The organism is Pseudomonas siliginis (assembly GCF_024072275.1).
GTDB lineage: Bacteria > Pseudomonadota > Gammaproteobacteria > Pseudomonadales > Pseudomonadaceae > Aquipseudomonas > Aquipseudomonas siliginis.
In genome coordinates this window covers 2,672,206-2,687,981 of record NZ_CP099598.1, presented here as the reverse complement: position 1 = coordinate 2,687,981, position 15,776 = coordinate 2,672,206, and the positions used below count along the sequence as shown (strand labels likewise).

13 protein-coding genes are annotated in these 15,776 nt (G+C 58.4%); 3 read left to right on the top strand and 10 right to left on the bottom strand.

Annotated features, from left to right (window positions below; translation table 11 throughout):
- Positions 1–19: 19 nt before the first annotated feature.
- Both NF676_RS12480 and NF676_RS12475 read right to left on the bottom strand, forming a co-directional pair.
- On the bottom strand, positions 20–3,778 hold the full coding sequence (locus tag NF676_RS12480; protein WP_252887816.1) for a hypothetical protein: 3,759 nt from the start codon (positions 3,776–3,778) through the stop codon (positions 20–22).
- 132 nt (positions 3,779–3,910) lie between these two features.
- Complete coding sequence (locus NF676_RS12475; protein WP_252887815.1) at positions 3,911–5,020, bottom strand: PilT/PilU family type 4a pilus ATPase; 1,110 nt, start codon at positions 5,018–5,020, stop codon at positions 3,911–3,913.
- 109 nt (positions 5,021–5,129) lie between these two features.
- Between NF676_RS12475 and NF676_RS12470 the strand changes: the two genes are divergently transcribed.
- Positions 5,130–7,667, top strand: coding sequence for a PAS domain-containing hybrid sensor histidine kinase/response regulator (locus NF676_RS12470; RefSeq protein WP_252887814.1), 2,538 nt, complete (start codon positions 5,130–5,132; stop codon positions 7,665–7,667).
- 52 nt (positions 7,668–7,719) lie between these two features.
- Positions 7,720–7,995, top strand: coding sequence for a peptidylprolyl isomerase (locus NF676_RS12465; RefSeq protein WP_007912322.1), 276 nt, complete (start codon positions 7,720–7,722; stop codon positions 7,993–7,995).
- A 116-nt stretch (positions 7,996–8,111) separates the two neighbouring features.
- On the opposite strand, the gene kdgK is transcribed toward NF676_RS12465, so the two are convergent.
- The 8 genes from kdgK to NF676_RS12425 all read right to left on the bottom strand — a co-directional run bounded on the left by kdgK (position 8,112) and on the right by NF676_RS12425 (position 14,774).
- Complete coding sequence (gene kdgK, locus NF676_RS12460; RefSeq protein WP_150635519.1) at positions 8,112–9,032, bottom strand: 2-dehydro-3-deoxygluconokinase; 921 nt, start codon at positions 9,030–9,032, stop codon at positions 8,112–8,114.
- 133 nt (positions 9,033–9,165) lie between these two features.
- A complete protein-coding gene (locus tag NF676_RS12455) occupies positions 9,166–10,380 on the bottom strand; it encodes an amino acid deaminase (RefSeq protein WP_252887813.1) in 1,215 nt (404 codons plus the stop codon).
- A 38-nt stretch (positions 10,381–10,418) separates the two neighbouring features.
- Positions 10,419–11,183 (bottom strand): IclR family transcriptional regulator, encoded by a 765-nt coding sequence (locus tag NF676_RS12450; protein WP_150635937.1) that lies wholly within the window; start codon positions 11,181–11,183, stop codon positions 10,419–10,421.
- 147 nt (positions 11,184–11,330) lie between these two features.
- Positions 11,331–11,720, bottom strand: a complete 390-nt coding sequence (locus NF676_RS12445) for a RidA family protein (protein ID WP_016774497.1) — start codon at positions 11,718–11,720, stop codon at positions 11,331–11,333.
- A gap of 31 nt (positions 11,721–11,751) precedes the next feature.
- Positions 11,752–12,543, bottom strand: coding sequence for an amino acid ABC transporter ATP-binding protein (locus NF676_RS12440; protein WP_041478713.1), 792 nt, complete (start codon positions 12,541–12,543; stop codon positions 11,752–11,754).
- Positions 12,540–13,202, bottom strand: coding sequence for an amino acid ABC transporter permease (locus NF676_RS12435; protein WP_041478712.1), 663 nt, complete (start codon positions 13,200–13,202; stop codon positions 12,540–12,542). Before NF676_RS12435 ends, NF676_RS12440 begins: the two co-directional genes overlap by 4 nt.
- Positions 13,203–13,211: 9 nt before the next feature.
- Positions 13,212–13,874 carry an amino acid ABC transporter permease gene (locus NF676_RS12430; protein WP_024012746.1) on the bottom strand — a complete coding sequence of 221 codons (663 nt, stop codon included), beginning with the start codon at positions 13,872–13,874 and terminating at the stop codon, positions 13,212–13,214.
- 51 nt (positions 13,875–13,925) lie between these two features.
- Positions 13,926–14,774 carry a transporter substrate-binding protein gene (locus tag NF676_RS12425; protein ID WP_041478710.1) on the bottom strand — a complete coding sequence of 283 codons (849 nt, stop codon included), beginning with the start codon at positions 14,772–14,774 and terminating at the stop codon, positions 13,926–13,928.
- Positions 14,775–15,232: 458 nt separating this feature from the next.
- Between NF676_RS12425 and NF676_RS12420 the strand changes: the two genes are divergently transcribed.
- The gene (locus NF676_RS12420; protein WP_252887812.1) at positions 15,233–15,664 is read left to right on the top strand and encodes a thioredoxin family protein; all 432 of its coding nucleotides are present in this window, start codon (positions 15,233–15,235) and stop codon (positions 15,662–15,664) included.
- Positions 15,665–15,776: the final 112 nt, after the last annotated feature.

Below are 15,776 nucleotides of genomic sequence, written 5' to 3'. Positions count from 1 at the left end.
GTGACGCCAGTGCCTGGGGTCAGCGAGGTTTGTTCAAGGTGATGACGACCGGCTCGCCAATGGCTTTGCCAGCACTGGCCTCCAGTGCGCCGCGAAGTACCGACATGTTTTCATCGAAGGTGGCCTTGTCGGTGGCCAATTGACTCAGCAACGAGGTAGCCAGCGCGAGTGAATCAGCGTTTTCAAAGGCCCTCGACGGCGCATGACAGTCAGTGCCGGACTCCGATGCCGCCAGGCAACCGGCGCCCAGATTGATCAGTTCGCTCACGTCCAGCCGCTGCCCGCCATCACTGGCATGCACGGCGTCGCTGGCATAGCCGACATCGTCGGTCTGCGCGCTGGCGTGGAACAGCTCATGAATCAGGTCGTCGGCGACCACGTCGTGGTTGAAACCCATACTGACGAAATGCCTGTTGAGGTTTCGCGTGTAGATTTCGACGAAGGCGATTTCAGACTTGTCGCCCGCATCGGCATCTTTCCAGCGCTGGTAGTTGTCGGCATCGAACGAGGCGAGTGTGTCGTTGATTTTCAGGCCATCGAGAATCATGTTGCTCATCGAAAAGCCCGCAAAGTCGAAGCGGATCAAACGCAGATAGTTGACCAGGCGATCAGTGGAAACCTCTGAGGCATTGCCGAACACAATCTTCATCAGCGACTCGCGATCGCGCTTGAAGTCATGTCGCTGGAACACCTCGATGGCATTATCGATCTTGGTCCGCGCACGGGGCAGACTGTGTTCGACGAACTGGCGTGTATAGCTCGTCGGCAATGTTCGCGGTGAATACGGCAGTTGCACCGGCGCGTGAAAGGCGAAACCGTCCAGGGCTTTGCCCCAAAGATTGCCACGACGATTCAACGCATACCATTTGTCGCCAGTGCGGGCTGCCAATACATTGATGGCGTCGCCAGCGAACCCGCGTGGTCGCCAACTGCCCATCCCCAGTTGTGCAGAATTGGAGGCGTCGAGCAGATCATAGGATTGCCGGCGACCAGTGAGTTTGTGCAACTGGCTATTCGCCCTGGCAATCAGGTCGTGGCTGTTTTTGTTAAAACGCAACAAGCCCTTGTGTACCAGTTTCCCACCGCTCTGCAGGCCAGAGGGCACGCCGTCGAAGGGGTTAAAAAGCGAGATGGCTGAAGTAAACGCCAATCGGGTAAAGCTTGCAGCCTTGGCGGTAGTGGAAATGGCCTTGGCGGAAATACTCAACACTTTCGAGCTGGCGCCAGCGACAGTTCCCACTAGCCCGATGCCATCCATCAAACAACCGTAGAACCCGTCCACCATCTTGTTGTGTTCGCCCGAGACGATGTCCTCAATGCACTTCTTGAACGGCACGATCAGGTCGATGAAATAAGTCAGCAACCGTTCGCCTTCATCTTTGGAGAGTTCCAGCGGTGTCGGTATACGCACGAGTTCTCTGAGCTCACTCTTGTTCAGGAACGGTCGGTTATCGGCGAGAAATCCGGCGATGCGCGCGACGTTCGGCTCATTGAATTTTTGATAGAAGCCGCGCTGCGATTGTGAAGATCGCGTTGGTGCTTCCAGCGCACCGAAGTAATCGATGATCGCCATGCTGCTGGTAATTGAAGCGTCCTCGGCTGCGGCATGGGTATAGCGCTTGATGTTCAGCGGAACGCTCTGAGTTGCAGTATTGCTCAGGGGCAGCGTCATATTGGCACTGGCGCTCATTCTCGAGCGTTGCTGGAGCTTCCGCTCCCGCCTGATGAATGCACCGAGGGCATCATTCTTTCGGGATTCTGCGCGCGAGGTAAATAGCTCATAACAAAGATCCGCATCTCCATGGGATGTATACATCACAACCCCGAAACGTCCTGTGGCGGCATCTCTGCTTTGTTGTGTTTCTTGTTCGAGCCCCACATTCAGAGGGCCGCCGGCCCGACGGGTAGTGACATAGGACGCAGATCCGCGCACGGTGAAAAAATGTATGTCGGCATTCATGAACACCTGCAGATCTGCTTCCGGCATGTGCGCCAACGCCAGTTTGACGGCAGTCAGCATGCCGCTGTTCAGCTCTTTGAAATGCGCCGCCAGTTGACGCTCCATTTCCTCTTCACAGGATTCAAGCGTAAGCAGATGCGGATAACGCTGGTAAAGACTGACACCTGAAGGGTTGTAATTGATGGCCGGTTGCGGCAATCCGTTGACGATCAGTCGCACAGTGCGTCTGTCCCACTGGCCAGTGACCATGTCGCCCGATTGATGCAGATCGACCATGGACATGATCTGCTGCCCGCCTACCTCGGACAGCGCCTTTTCGTCCAGTGTGTCGCAGCCCGGCGCAGCCTTTCTCAATTGAGTGCGGGCAATTTCCGCACGGTTGGGCAAGGGGGTCGAAAAAGCGCGAGCTGTTTGGGCGAATTGCTCTGCGTGGTGCTCAAACGCCTCAATAGCCAGCCTTGTACAAGCCTCTTCCGCCTGCTCGAGCTCGGCTCTTGAAAAAATCCGGTTGAGCAGCGCCCACTCGACGATCGGGTCGATCAGCGCCAGATCGCGCATGTGTTTCTGCGCTTCGCTCACGGGCTGCAATTCGCCGTAAGCAATGATCTGCGCATAGGTCAGTTCCCGCGAAGCCCCGGTTTTTGCAGCCTCGACCAATACCACTGCACGACAGAAATTGATCCACGCAATCGACCCGAGTCTGACCTCAGCCGGAATTTTTCTGACCAGCAATTCAGGCGCGACGCGTGCCAGAAGAAGATGGGCCACCAGCGGCGCCAATACTGGATTTACCCAGTTTTTACTGCGCACAAACGCGGTGTACTCGTCGAGTATTTCTGTCGGATGACGTTCTATGTTGTCAGGCGAATAAAGGTCTCGTCGATTGATCAAGTGGCAATGACCGATCGATGGATCCAGATCAAGCAATATTGCGGTCATCAGCAATTGGCGAAGGATATTTTCGGAAACCGTTTGCCCTTCATTCACTCCGTACCAGTTCAGCTCTTTGATATAGCTTCTGGCAAGATTCAGCGAAATTGGATAGGCGACAAATTCAATCAGGCGCTGCGCTGCCGTCTCGTGAGCTATCTCAGCCTGGCCTGTAATGTTATACAAAGCCAACAGCAGCTTGGGCCTTGGCATCAACTTGGCGGTAGCGCCACGAATATCGGAAAATTGCTCTTCGGATAATGCATTCAGGCTCGTATCATTTGTCTGAAAATGCTCCCAATAGTTGACTGGCTCCTTGACCTGCGGTGAAAACCTGAACAAACCGACCAAGTTAGTGATCCTGGCCTTGGTATCAGGCAGATCGATTTCATGAAACTTGAACCACTGATCCAGGGTTATATCAAGATCAGGCCAGATATAACCGCCGGCTACCGCAGCGATATCCGCTATCAGACTTACCGTCGAGCGTGTTGGCTGACTGAATTGAAAGTGCTGCGCCGCAACCAGATCAACCCAACCTCTGACGGCACGGACTTCCATCTTGCCTTCCCGTGTTATCCGCACCAAACCGTTGTGATCGGTCGCATTTTCCCGAGCAAGCGCACCAATGACTGGCCCGGTACTCAGCAACTCGTCAAGCAGAAGTCTGCCGGGATTGTAGATTTCATACAGCGAGGATCCAGGCTCCAGCTCTATCTCATGCGCGTACCAGTTGATCTTCTCATTATCGTTGTACTTGGTTAACGCTTCTTCCAGATGCCGAAGAACCATGTCACGCTCGGCACCATCTGCTTCAGATCGAAACTTCCACTCAGCCAACGCAACTTTCGACGGCCTGAATACTTTATTTCTGTTTAGTTCACTCACGGTAAAACCTCATCAAAAAACCCGCTGACCATTCAGCTGCTGACGTTTTACCCAAGCATATATAAGCGCACCACGAGTTAATTATTAAGCGTTGTTGCAGCCGAGACACTCGATACATTCAAATACATTGACTCAGTCCATTAAACCCCACTCGCCGGCGCCTGAATTGTTAACACTCGCTTGATCGTGCTGAAGTTTAATTCGCAACTTCAGGTTATTCACCGAATCGGCATTCTTCAATGCTTCCTGCTCGCTGACAGCACCTTCTGCAACCAGCGCAAACAGTGCTGCGTCAAAGGTCTGCATACCGAGTTCGAATGATTTTTCCATCAGCGGTTTGAGTTCCTCGAACTGACCGCGGCGGACCAGATCAGCGATGGTCGGCGTGCCCAGAAGAATCTCGACCGCCGCGCGCCTTTGCCCGTCGACAGTGCGGACCAGACGCTGCGAGACACACGCTTTGAGGTTGTTGCCCAATGTCTGCAAAAGCTGTTCGCGCTTCTCCTCGGGAAACATATTGATGATGCGATCCAGCGCCTGATTGGCGTTGGTCGCATGTAATGTCGACAACACCAGATGCCCTGTATCGGCAAACGAGAGCGCGTGCTCCATGGTTTCGCGGTCACGGATCTCACCAATCAGGACGACGTCCGGTGCCTGGCGTAAAGTGTTCTTCAGTGCAGCATGAAAGCTGCGCGTATCGACGCCAACCTCACGCTGATTGATGATCGAGCGCTTGTGCCGATGGATATATTCGATCGGGTCTTCGATGGTAACAATGTGTCCGGCACTGTGACGGTTGCGATGATCGATGAGCGCCGCCAGGGAGGTCGACTTGCCCGAACTGGTAGCGCCGACAAAAAGAATCAGGCCACGTTTGAGCATCACCGTTTCCAGCAACACCGGCGGCAGTTTCAAGTCTTCGAACCGCGGGATGTCGAGCTTGACGTTGCGGATAACGATCGAAACGTCGTTGCGCTGCTTGAAAATGTTCACCCGGAACCGGCCGACGCCCGTTCGGGAGATTGCTAGGTTCATTTCAAGATCCCGGTCGAACTCCCGGCGCTGCTCGGCGTCCATCAGGGAGGTGGCGATGGCCGCGGTTTCGCCAGGTTTGAATGGCTGATCGCTGAGCGCCGTCAGCACACCATCAATGCGAGCGCTCGGTGGTGCGCCGGTGGAAAGGAAGAGATCCGAACCGTTTTTTTGCGACAATGTTGACAACAGTGCATCGATTTCCATGGCTGAAAGCACCCGCGAAGCATTGAATGAGCAGATTTGGCCTACGCTTGGCGCGGCTCCTGCAACAATGATAGACCCCGTCTCACCGAACCACGCTCAGGATTGAAACATGAATGCTGTACCCACCACCGATGACGCCCAGGCCCTGATCGCCCGCACCGACTGGAGCCGCAGTCCGCTGGGCGCCGCCGGCAGCTGGCCGCAGAGCCTGCGCACGGCGGTGGACATCGTGATTCATTCGCCGATGCCGATGCTGCTGTTGTGGGGGCCGCAACTCACGCAGATCTACAACAATGGCTTTGCCCTGCTCGCCGGCAGCAAGCATCCCGAAGCCTTCGGCCAGCCAACGCATGAGATCTGGCCGGAAGTGCGGGATTTTGCCGAGCCGATCTACCAAGCGGTGCTGCAGGGTCAGGTGCGCAGCTTCAGCGAGCAGCGTTTCAGCGTGCAGCGGGACGGCAAAAAAACCGATTTCTGGCTGGATCTGACCTACAGCCCGATTCGCGATGAAACCGCACAGGTGGCCGGGATTCTGATCACTGCCATCGAAACCAACGAGCGCCGACGCATTGCCCTGGAATTGCAGCGTCGTTCCGAAGAAAGCCTCAAGGCCCAGCGTCAGTCCGAGGAGCGTCTGCAACTGGCCCTCGCCGCCACCGACGCCGTCGGCACTTGGGATTGGGACATTGGCGAAGACCGTTTCATCGCCGATGCGCACTTCGCCGAACTGCACGGCGTCGATCCGACCAGGGCCGGGCAGTTGCCGATCAGCGAATATATGCACGGGGTGCACCCCGAAGACCGCGCAATGGTTGCGCGCGGCATCAAGCACTGCATCACCCACGGCACCGAGTACGCTGAGGAATATCGCTTGTTGCAGGCCGATGGCACGCTGCGCTGGGTGTTCGCGCGGGGGCGTTGCTACAAGGATCATCATGGTCGGCCGATGCGCTTTCTCGGCGCGGCGCTGGACCTGACCGAACGCAAACACACCGAACAAGCGCTGCGTCAGAGCCAGACCGAATTGCAGTTGATCATCAACGCCATGCCGATCCTGATCAGCTATGTCGACGCCGAAGAACGTTTTCGCTTGAACAACGCAGCGTATCTCGACTGGTACGGCCTTACACCGCAAGAGTTGTACGGGCGCAAGATTCGCGAAGTCATCGGCGAAGAGGCGTATTTCCTGCGTGCACCGTACATCGCCGAAGCGCTGGCCGGACGCGCCTGTTCCTTCAGTTTCTATACCCCCCACCGCGACGGCAGCACCCGTCATGCCCTCATGAATTATCTGCCGCGACATGGTGCGGACGGTGCAGTGAACGGCTTCTACATCTTTGTCATCGACGAGACCGAGCGCAAGAAAACCGAAGAAGCCCTGCGTAATCTCAACGAGACCCTCGAAGAGCGGGTCAGCGCGCGCACCGAGCAACTGGCTCAGGCCAACGAGCGTTTGCAGAACGAGATGTTCGAACGCGAGCGCGCCGAAGATGCCTTGCGCCACGCGCAGAAGATGGAAGCCGTCGGCCAGCTCACGGGTGGCATCGCCCACGACTTCAACAACATGCTCACCGGCATTATCGGCAGTCTGGACTTGATGCAGCGCTACATCGCCAATGGTCGTGCCGACGAGATCGGCCGTTTTACCGAAGCGGCCGTGTCATCGGCCAATCGCGCGGCGGCGCTCACGCATCGCTTGCTGGCGTTCTCGCGGCGCCAGTCGCTGGACCGCAAGCAACTGAACGTCAATGAGCTGGTGCACTCGCTGGAAGATCTGATCCGCCGCACCAAAGGCGATCCGATCGACCTGCAACTGCGCCTGCCCGAAGACGTTTGGCCGGTGAGCACCGACGTCAGCCAGCTGGAAAATGCCTTGCTCAATCTGGTGATCAACGCCCGCGACGCGATGCCCGAAGGCGGCACGTTGCTGATCCAGACTGCCAACGTCTACCTCGACAGCAGCGACATCACCATTCTCGAACCGGTCAAGGCCGGGGAATATGTGATGCTCGCGGTCAGCGATAACGGCACCGGCATGACTCCGTCAATTCGCTCCAAAGCGTTCGATCCGTTCTTCACCACCAAGCCGATCGGCCAGGGCACCGGGCTCGGGCTGTCGATGATCTACGGTTTCGCCCAGCAATCCGGTGGTCACGTCAGCCTCGACAGCGTGCCGGGGCAAGGTACTTGCGTGCGCCTGTACTTGCCGCGCTTGCTTGAGCCGACGCCGGAAACCTCATCTGTGAAGAAAGCCGAACCGATTGCTGCTTCATCTTCTGGCGAAACCGCAATCGTGGTCGAGGATGACGCGGCGGTGCGCATGCTGGTGCTCGATCTGCTGAGGGAGCTGGGCTATAAAACCTTCGAAGCGGCAAACGCCAAAATCGCCCTGCCCTTGTTCGAGTCCGCGCAACGTGTCGATCTGCTGGTCACCGATGTCGGGCTGCCCGGCATGAACGGTCGCCAGTTGGCGGAAATTGCGCGCCAGCATCGTCCCGGCCTTAAAGTGCTGTTCATGACCGGTTACGCGCAGATTGCTGCCGAGCGCCAGGGCTTTCTTGAAGAGGGCATGGACATGGTCGCCAAGCCTTTTGTCCTGGAAGTGTTGGCGAGCAAGATTCGCAAGTTGAGCAACCCGACCCCGTGACTTGAGGCATAATCGCGCGCCCCGCTGTCACCCCGTTATCAGGTATTGCACGATGAAAGCCCAAGCCCGCCACATTCTGGTGAAAACCGCCGAAGAGGCCGAACAACTCAAACAGCGCATCGCCAAGGGCGAAGCATTCGATGTGCTGGCGAAGAAGTTTTCCACCTGCCCGTCCGGCAAACGCGGCGGTGATCTGGGCGAAGTACGTCCAGGACAGATGGTCGGCGCGATTGATGCGGTGATTTTCAAGAAACCACTGCGCACCGTGCATGGACCGATCAAGAGCAAGTTTGGTTATCACCTGGTGCAGGTGTTTTATCGGGATTGATCGGCTGGCTGTCGAGCTTCTTCGCGAGCAGGCTCGCTCCCACATTTCGACCGGATTTTCATTGTGGGAGCGAGCCTGCTCGCGAACCGATTGCGCAGCAAGCGGCCATTCTCTGACTACCTGGGGATCAGCGCCCCTGGCACCTGTATCACCTGACTGGCCAATTCATGTCCCGCTTGGGCCGCCTCTGCCGGGCTGCCGCCGAGCAAGCGCCGGGCCAGATACGCCGCACTGAACGAATCCCCCGCCGCCGTGGTGTCGACAACCTTGTCGACCTTTTGCGCCGGCACCTCAAACGCCTCCCCCTGACAACGAATCAGGCACGCCTCCGCGCCACGCTTGAGCACCACTTCTGGCGTGCCAATCTGCGCATACGTCGCAAACACCTCAGCGCAATCGGCAAACCCGAACAACGCCTGTTCGTCATCCACGGTGAGCAACGCCAGATCGACATAAGGCAAGACGCTGCGATATGCCGCGCGGGCCTCTTCCACAGAAGCCCACAAGCGTGGGCGGTAGTTGTTGTCGAAAACGATGCGCGCATCGCGCTGCCGGGCTTCGCTCAACGTCTTGATCAGGCGGGCACGGCCTTGCATGCCAAGTACGGCGAGGGTGATCCCGCTGAAATACAGCACGTCGTAGTCCGGCAAGGCCGCGAGAATCGGCTCGGCCGCAGGGGTAGTGAAGCAATCGCGTACCGCCGCTTCGTTGCGCCAGTACAGAAAGCGCCGCTCGCCGTTGGCGTCGGTCTGTATGCAATACAAACCGGGAAGCCGACCGGGCAAGCGCTGCACCAGATCGAGGCCGATGCCTTCGCTGCGCCAGATCTGGCACATTGCGTCACTGAAACTGTCATCGCCCAGCGCGGTGACGTAGTCGACTTGCGCCTTGTCGCCCAGCGCGCGGGACAGGTACACGGCCGTATTGAGGGTATCGCCACCGAAGCTTTGCTGCAGACTGCCGTCGGCACGTTGTTGCAGTTCGATCATGCATTCGCCGATCAGGGCGATGCGTGGGGTGTTGCGGAGGATTTTCATCGGGTGGGATCTCGGGTGGTTCAGTGGTGGCTAAGCGGGCGTCTTCGCGAGCAGGCTCGCTCCCACATTCAAATGCGTCCTCTGTGGGAGCGAGCCTGCTCGCGAAATAGCCGCCGCAACGCAATCTCAAGCCTTAGAAACAAGTCTCCATGGTCTCGATGACCGCCAACTGCTCATCCACCAGCAACCCAACACGCCATTTGTCAAACGTCAGGCACGGATGCGAAGTACCAAAGGAAATGATGTCGCCGACCCGCAGTTCTACACCCGGCGCCACGGTCATGAACGCATGCTGATCCATCACCGCTGTGACCTTGCACGCACCGATATCATCACCTGTCGCCGGCACCACACCGGCCTTGTAGCGCAACAACGGCACCGGCAAACCGGCGTCGAAGGCGACGTCGCGCTTGCCCAGGGCGATCACCGCGAAACCCGGTTCCGGCAGCGACTGCACATGAGCCCAGACTTCCAGCGCCGGGCGCAGGCCTTCGTGCAGATCGCTGCGACGGTCGAGCACGCAGCACTGCGCCTCTTTGTAGATGCCGTGGTCGTGCGCGACATAACTGCCCGGGCGCAACACACTGAGGAAGCGGCCAGCGGCGTTCTGGGTTTCGAAGGATTCGGCGATCAGGTCATACCAGGCTGAACCCGATGCGGTGATGATCGGTTTGGCAATGGCGAAAGCGCCGCTGTCCTGCAGCTGCACCGCCAGGCGCACCAGCGACGCAGCGAACTGGCGAATGCCACTGACCGCATGATCGCCATGAATCACGCCTTCGTAACCTTCAATGCCGGTCAGTGCCAGCGCCGGTTGCGCATCGATGGCCTTGGCCAGCTCGATGACTTCCTGCTCGCTGCGGCACCCGCAGCGCCCGCCGACCACGCCATATTCGATCATCACGTTGAGCTTGACCCCACGTGAAGCGAAGTAAGCCCCGAGGTCGGCGACGTTGTCCGGGTGATCGACCATGCAATAGAAATCGAACGTCGGATCGGCGAGCAGATCGGCAATCAACGCCATGTTCGGCGTGCCGACCAATTGATTGGCCATCAACACCCGACGTACGCCGTGAGCATAAGCGGCGCGGGTCTGGGTAGCGCTGGCGAGGGTGATGCCCCAGGCGCCGGCGTCGAGCTGTCGCTTGAACAGTGCCGGGGTCATGCTGGTTTTGCCGTGGGGCGCGAGTTCGGCGCCGCTGTCGCTGACAAATTTCTGCATCCAGCGAATGTTGTGCTCGAGCGCCTCGCGGTGCAGCACCAGCGCTGGCAGGCTGACGTCGCGGGTCAATTGCGCGCCGAGGGTGGCGTCACCTTTTTCTACGGCAGAGTTGATGGCAGTGGTCATGGTCCAGTCCTCACAGTCGCGGCCGCAGGCAGCCGCGGTTATTCGTTGATCCGCCGGGCGAGGCTGTTGGCGCTCTCGATCAGCACCCGGCGATAGTCGTTGTAATTGTTTTTTGCATCGGCCCGTGGGGCGACGATGCACAACGTGCAAATGGCCACGCCTTGCGGGTCTTTCACCGGCGCGGCGAAGCAATGGGTGAACGTGTCGGCGACGCTGTCGAAGGAGAAGAAGCCATCGAGGCCAGCCTGACGAATCTCCGCCAGAAAGCGTTCCAGCGGCAGGCGTTCGCCGTCGGGCAGGATGTAGTCGTCCTCGTCGATCAGGTCGATGATCTGCTGATCGCTCAAGTGCGCGAGCAGCAGGCGCCCGGAGGCGGTCCACGGGATCGGCGCGTTTTCGCCAATATCGGAGGAAATGCGGAAATGCCGCTCGCCCTCCTTCATCAACGCCACCGTGTATTTGCGCCCGTTGAGCAGGCACATCTGCGCGGTTTCGCGGGTCTGGCTGACGATCTCCTGCAAGGCGTGATCGGCTTCGCGGCTGAGGTCGAAATGGCGCAGATGCGCTTGGCCGAGGAAGTACAACTGGCGGCCGAGATAGACGTGGCCGTCCTTGCCCACCGGCTCGAGAATCCGCCGCTCCAGCAAGGATGCGACCAGCTCGTAGACCGTGGATTTCGGGCCGCCGATGCCGTTGGCGATGTCATTGGGGCGAAGGGGCTGGCCGATTTCCTTGAGAAAATCGAGGATATCGAACGCCCGGTCCAGACCACGTGCCCGGCGCTTGATGGTGTCTTCGGTCATGTCAGTGGTTTCCATTCAAAGTCGCCGGGAGTTTACCGAGAGTCCAGTGTCGCCTGTTACATCGCTTTCGCGAGCAGGCTCGCTCCCACAGGAAAACGCATTCCAAATGTGGGAGCGAGCCTGCTCGCGAAGAGGGCTGCACTTGTTTCAGGCCTTCTTCTTGTAGGCAATGCAGTCGATCTCAACCTTGCAATCAACCATCATGCTCGCCTGCACGCAGGCCCGCGCCGGGGCGTGTTCGGGTTTGAAATACTCGGCGAAGACCTTGTTGAAACTGCTGAAATCCCGTGGATCGTCCAGCCAGACGCCAGCGCGGACCACATCTTCAAGGCCATAACCAGCCTCTTCGAGAATGGCGATCAGGTTCTTCATGGTCTGGTGGGTCTGTTCGACAATGCCGCCGACGATGATCTCGCCATCCACCGCCGGTACCTGGCCGGACACATGCAGCCAGCCATCCGCTTCGACTGCGCGGGCGAATGGACGAGGCTGGCCGCCGGCGGCGGTGCTGCCGGTGCCGTAACGCGTAATGCTCATGGGTGTTTCTCCTGATTGCAAAAGTGCAGATTCAAAACCGCGTGCTTTTGAGAAATTCCGCCAGACGCGGCGATTGCGGGCGTTCGAACAGTTCCTTGGGAGGCCCCTGCTCTTCGATTCGCCCTTGATTCATGAAAACGATCTTGTCCGAGACCTCGAAAGCGAAACGCATTTCGTGGGTCACCAACAACATGGTCATGCCGTCCTCGGCCAGCCCCTTGATCACGTTGAGCACCTCGCCAACCAGTTCCGGGTCGAGGGCTGAGGTGACTTCGTCAAAGAGCATCAGGCTCGGGTTCATCGCAATCGCTCGGGCAATCGCTACGCGCTGTTGCTGACCGCCGGACAACTGACCGGGAAAGTGATTGCGCCGCTCCAGCAGGCCGACACGCTCCAACCATTTTTCGGCAAGCACCACGGCTTCGTCCTTGTGCATCTTCTTCACCTTGAGCAGGCCCAAGGTGACGTTCTGCAAGGCGGTCAGGTGCGGAAACAGGTTGAATTGCTGGAACGCCATGCCGGTCATCGCGCGATGGCGAGCAATGACCTTTTCCGGGTGACGTACGCGTTTACCGTTGACCTCGTCATAGCCGATGGATTCGCCGTCGAGCAGAATCTGCCCGCCCTGAAACTCTTCGAGCATGTTCACGCAACGCAGCAGCGTGGTCTTGCCCGAGCCACTGGAGCCGATCAGCGTAACGACGTTGCCACGCTGCATGCTCAGGTCGACACCCTTGAGCACTTCCACCGCGCCGTACTGTTTGTGCAGACCGCGAATATCCAGCAGCGCCTGATTCTGTGAAGCAACTTGAGCTTGAGTCATGGCAAGGCCACCCGCTTTTCAATGTGCCGGCCGAGTAATTCGATGCCGTAGTTGATGACGAAGAACAGAAAACCGGCGAACAGGTAGAACTCCAGGGTCATGAAGTTTCGGGCGATGATCTGTTGTGTGCTGAGCAGCAATTCGGCGACGCCGATCACCGAGAGCAAGGTCGACGCCTTGACGATTTCGGTCGACGAATTGACCCAGGTCGGCAGGATCTGCCGCAGCGCCTGAGGCAACAGCACGTAGCCGAGGGATTGGTAGAACGTCAGGCCGATGGCTTTCCCCGCCTCCATCTGCCCGCGCGGCAAGGCTTGCAGGGCGCCACGCACGATCTCGGCGACGTGCGAGCCGCAGAACAGCGTCAGGCCCAGGGCTCCGGCCTGAAACGCGCTGATCTGCCAACCGAGCGCCGGCGCCATATAAAAGCAGGCCAGCACCAGCACAAACACCGGCGTGCCGCGAATCAGATCGACGTACAGCCGAAACGGCGCGCGCATCCAGAATCTGCCGTAAGTCAGGACCAGGCCGGCAACCACGCCGAGCATGGTGCCCAAGACGATGGCCAGCGCCGAGACCTGCACACTGGTCAGAAAGCCCTGCCACAAAGGCTCGCGCGCGAGCCACAATTCATGCAACCAACTGGGGGATTGGTACATCGCAGCCTCCTATCGGCGGATCGCCAGACGCTGCTCGAGGTAACGCAGCAGCATGGCAATGAGGTAACAGGCCGCGACATACAACGCCGTGGTCACCAGCCAGGTTTCGATCACCCGGTAGCTCTCGACGTTGATCTTGCGCGCGTAATAGGTCAGCTCCGGCACCGCAATCGCAGCCGCCAGCGAGGTGTCCTTGAACAGCGAAATGAAGTTGTTCGACAGCGCCGGCAGCACATTGCGCAGCATCACCGGCACGGTGACGTAAGCCTTGACCTGCCATTCACCGAGACCGATTGCCAGCCCGGCTTCACGCTGGCCTTTGGGAATGCTCAGCAAGCCGCCACGAAAGACTTCGGTCAGGTACGCGCCGGCATACAGCGACAGCGTGATGATGAACGAAGGAATCTTGTCCAGACGAATGCCAAGACTGGGCAGTGCGAAGTAGATCAACAGAATCAACACCAGGATTGGCGTGTTGCGCACCACCGTGACGTACACCGAGGCCAGCACCCGCAAGGCGCGATGTTTGGAGAGCAAGGCAAACGCCATCAGCAGGCCGATCACGCAGCCGATGGCGATCGACACCAGCGCCAGCTGCAAGCCCAGCCCGAGCCCTGCCAGCAAGGTGTCGAAATCGCGCCACACGGCGGCAAAGTTCAACTGATAATTCATGGTCAGCAGTACCTTGAGCGGGGCGACTGAAATCGCCCCACTCTCACGGGATCATTTGAATTCGACTGGGAAACCGATCGCGGGCGACGGCAGATCGACACCGAACCATTGCTTGAAGGAGGCGGCGTAGGTCGGGAACTCAACCCCGGTCATTGCTTCATGCAGCGCGGTGTTTACGAAGTTCAGCCAGTCCTGATCGCCACGTTTGACTGCGCAGGCGTAAGTCTGCGGGCTCCAGGCATAGCTCGGGCTGCGGTAGCGGCCCGGGTTCTGCACCATCAGGTATTTGACCGACGACTGATCGGTTGCGGCGGCATCGGCACGGCCGGAGTTCACTGCCTGATACATCAGGTCGACGCTGTCGTACTGATCGACCTTGGCCTTGGGCAATGCCTGATGCACCAATTCTTCGGCGTAGACGTTTTGCAGCACCGCAACGGTAACGTCATCGCCCGCTGCCTGCAGGTCTTCGATTTCCTTGTACTTGCTGTTGTTCGGCAACAGCAGGCCGACGCCTTCGCGGTAGTACGGCAGAGTGAATGCCACTTGCTGCGCGCGGCTCGCGGTGACGGTGATGAACTGGCAGCTCATGTCGACCTTGTCGGTCAGCAGGTTGGGGATACGCGCATCGGACGACTGCACCACGAACTCGACTTTACTCGGGTCGTTGAACAGTCCCTTGGCCACCATCCTGGCGATGTCGATATCAAAACCCTGCAACTTGCCGTCCGCGCCCTGAAAGTGCCACGGCGCGTTGGTGCTGCCGGTGCCCACGATCAACTTGCCACGGGCGAGAACACTGTCGAGCTTGCTGTCGGCCGCCTGGGCCAGACCCATGACCGAGGAAGAAGCCGCAAGGACAAAAACACACGCTTTGAACAACGAAGGATGGCGACGCATGGCAAGCACTCCAGAATTGTGTTTATTCCGCTATACCGGAACACGGTTTGTTACTACGGAATAGACAGCAGAAAGTGTGCCACAGGAATCTCGCGAAATCTGTAACTGCGTTGAACGCTTTTGGAATCAACAAGATATGTTTCGTGGACCAAAGGGTTTGGCCCGACCAGGAGCGAAGGAAACACCTGACAAAGCCAGGAAAGGGGTAATGCGTTCCCAACTTGGGTCAGATCGCGCCGTTGTGGTGCGAATCAGGGTGACAGTTGAGCAAAACCCGGTATCAGCGCTTTAGCGCCTGCCCGTAGACATCACCACCCTGCCGTCTCGCGACGGCTATCACCGTGACGACAGCACTTCTCGTGGTTACGCAGTCCACCTGTAATTTCTGACAGTAGACCCAGACGTGCCTACTCCTTTAACGTCAAGGAACCTATCCGCTCGTTGAAAAGGACCCTTCGATGAACGTCACCAACACAACTTCCGCGCTGGCCCCGGTTTACCGCAAAGCCCTGAAAACCTGGCGTCCGGTCATTCTTTATTTCGCCAATGAACATTGCCCCGCCTGCGAATGGTCCGGGCCGATCTTTCGGCAGATTGCCGAGCCTTACCGACTGCGCGCCAACATCTATATGCTCAACACCAGCCAATCGCCCAAGCACCCGAATGTCACGGGCACGCCAACCGTGCTGTTCTATAAAAACGGCAGGCTGATGAAAAAGCTCAAAGGTATCGGCACTGAAGAAACCCTCGCACGGGATTTCGCCGTGCACATCGGCAAGACCAAAGCCCCCTTTGCCGCGCGTAAACGGAAGCATGATCTGCCTTGGCTGCGTCAGACACTTCGTACTTTGCGTACCGTCCCACATGGGCGCCCACGGAGGATGTACTGAACGAGCCTCCTCAGAGGTATGGAGTGCCTGCCAAATTGCCTTCGCGAGCAGGCTAGCTGCCACATTGAACCGCATTGCAATGTGGCAGCGAGCCCGCTCGCAAAAAGGCCGG

Coding starts and splice junctions, on each gene's coding strand:
- NF676_RS12455 (WP_252887813.1), bottom strand. CDS start 10,380: ATGACCACTGCCATCAACTCTGCCGTAGAAAAAGGTGACGCCACCCTC.
- NF676_RS12450 (WP_150635937.1), bottom strand. CDS start 11,183: ATGACCGAAGACACCATCAAGCGCCGGGCACGTGGTCTGGACCGGGCG.
- NF676_RS12475 (WP_252887815.1), bottom strand. CDS start 5,020: ATGGAAATCGATGCACTGTTGTCAACATTGTCGCAAAAAAACGGTTCG.
- NF676_RS12430 (WP_024012746.1), bottom strand. CDS start 13,874: ATGAATTATCAGTTGAACTTTGCCGCCGTGTGGCGCGATTTCGACACC.
- NF676_RS12425 (WP_041478710.1), bottom strand. CDS start 14,774: ATGCGTCGCCATCCTTCGTTGTTCAAAGCGTGTGTTTTTGTCCTTGCG.
- NF676_RS12420 (WP_252887812.1), top strand. CDS start 15,233: ATGAACGTCACCAACACAACTTCCGCGCTGGCCCCGGTTTACCGCAAA.
- NF676_RS12445 (WP_016774497.1), bottom strand. CDS start 11,720: ATGAGCATTACGCGTTACGGCACCGGCAGCACCGCCGCCGGCGGCCAG.
- NF676_RS12440 (WP_041478713.1), bottom strand. CDS start 12,543: ATGACTCAAGCTCAAGTTGCTTCACAGAATCAGGCGCTGCTGGATATT.
- NF676_RS12465 (WP_007912322.1), top strand. CDS start 7,720: ATGAAAGCCCAAGCCCGCCACATTCTGGTGAAAACCGCCGAAGAGGCC.
- kdgK (WP_150635519.1), bottom strand. CDS start 9,032: ATGAAAATCCTCCGCAACACCCCACGCATCGCCCTGATCGGCGAATGC.
- NF676_RS12435 (WP_041478712.1), bottom strand. CDS start 13,202: ATGTACCAATCCCCCAGTTGGTTGCATGAATTGTGGCTCGCGCGCGAG.
- NF676_RS12470 (WP_252887814.1), top strand. CDS start 5,130: ATGAATGCTGTACCCACCACCGATGACGCCCAGGCCCTGATCGCCCGC.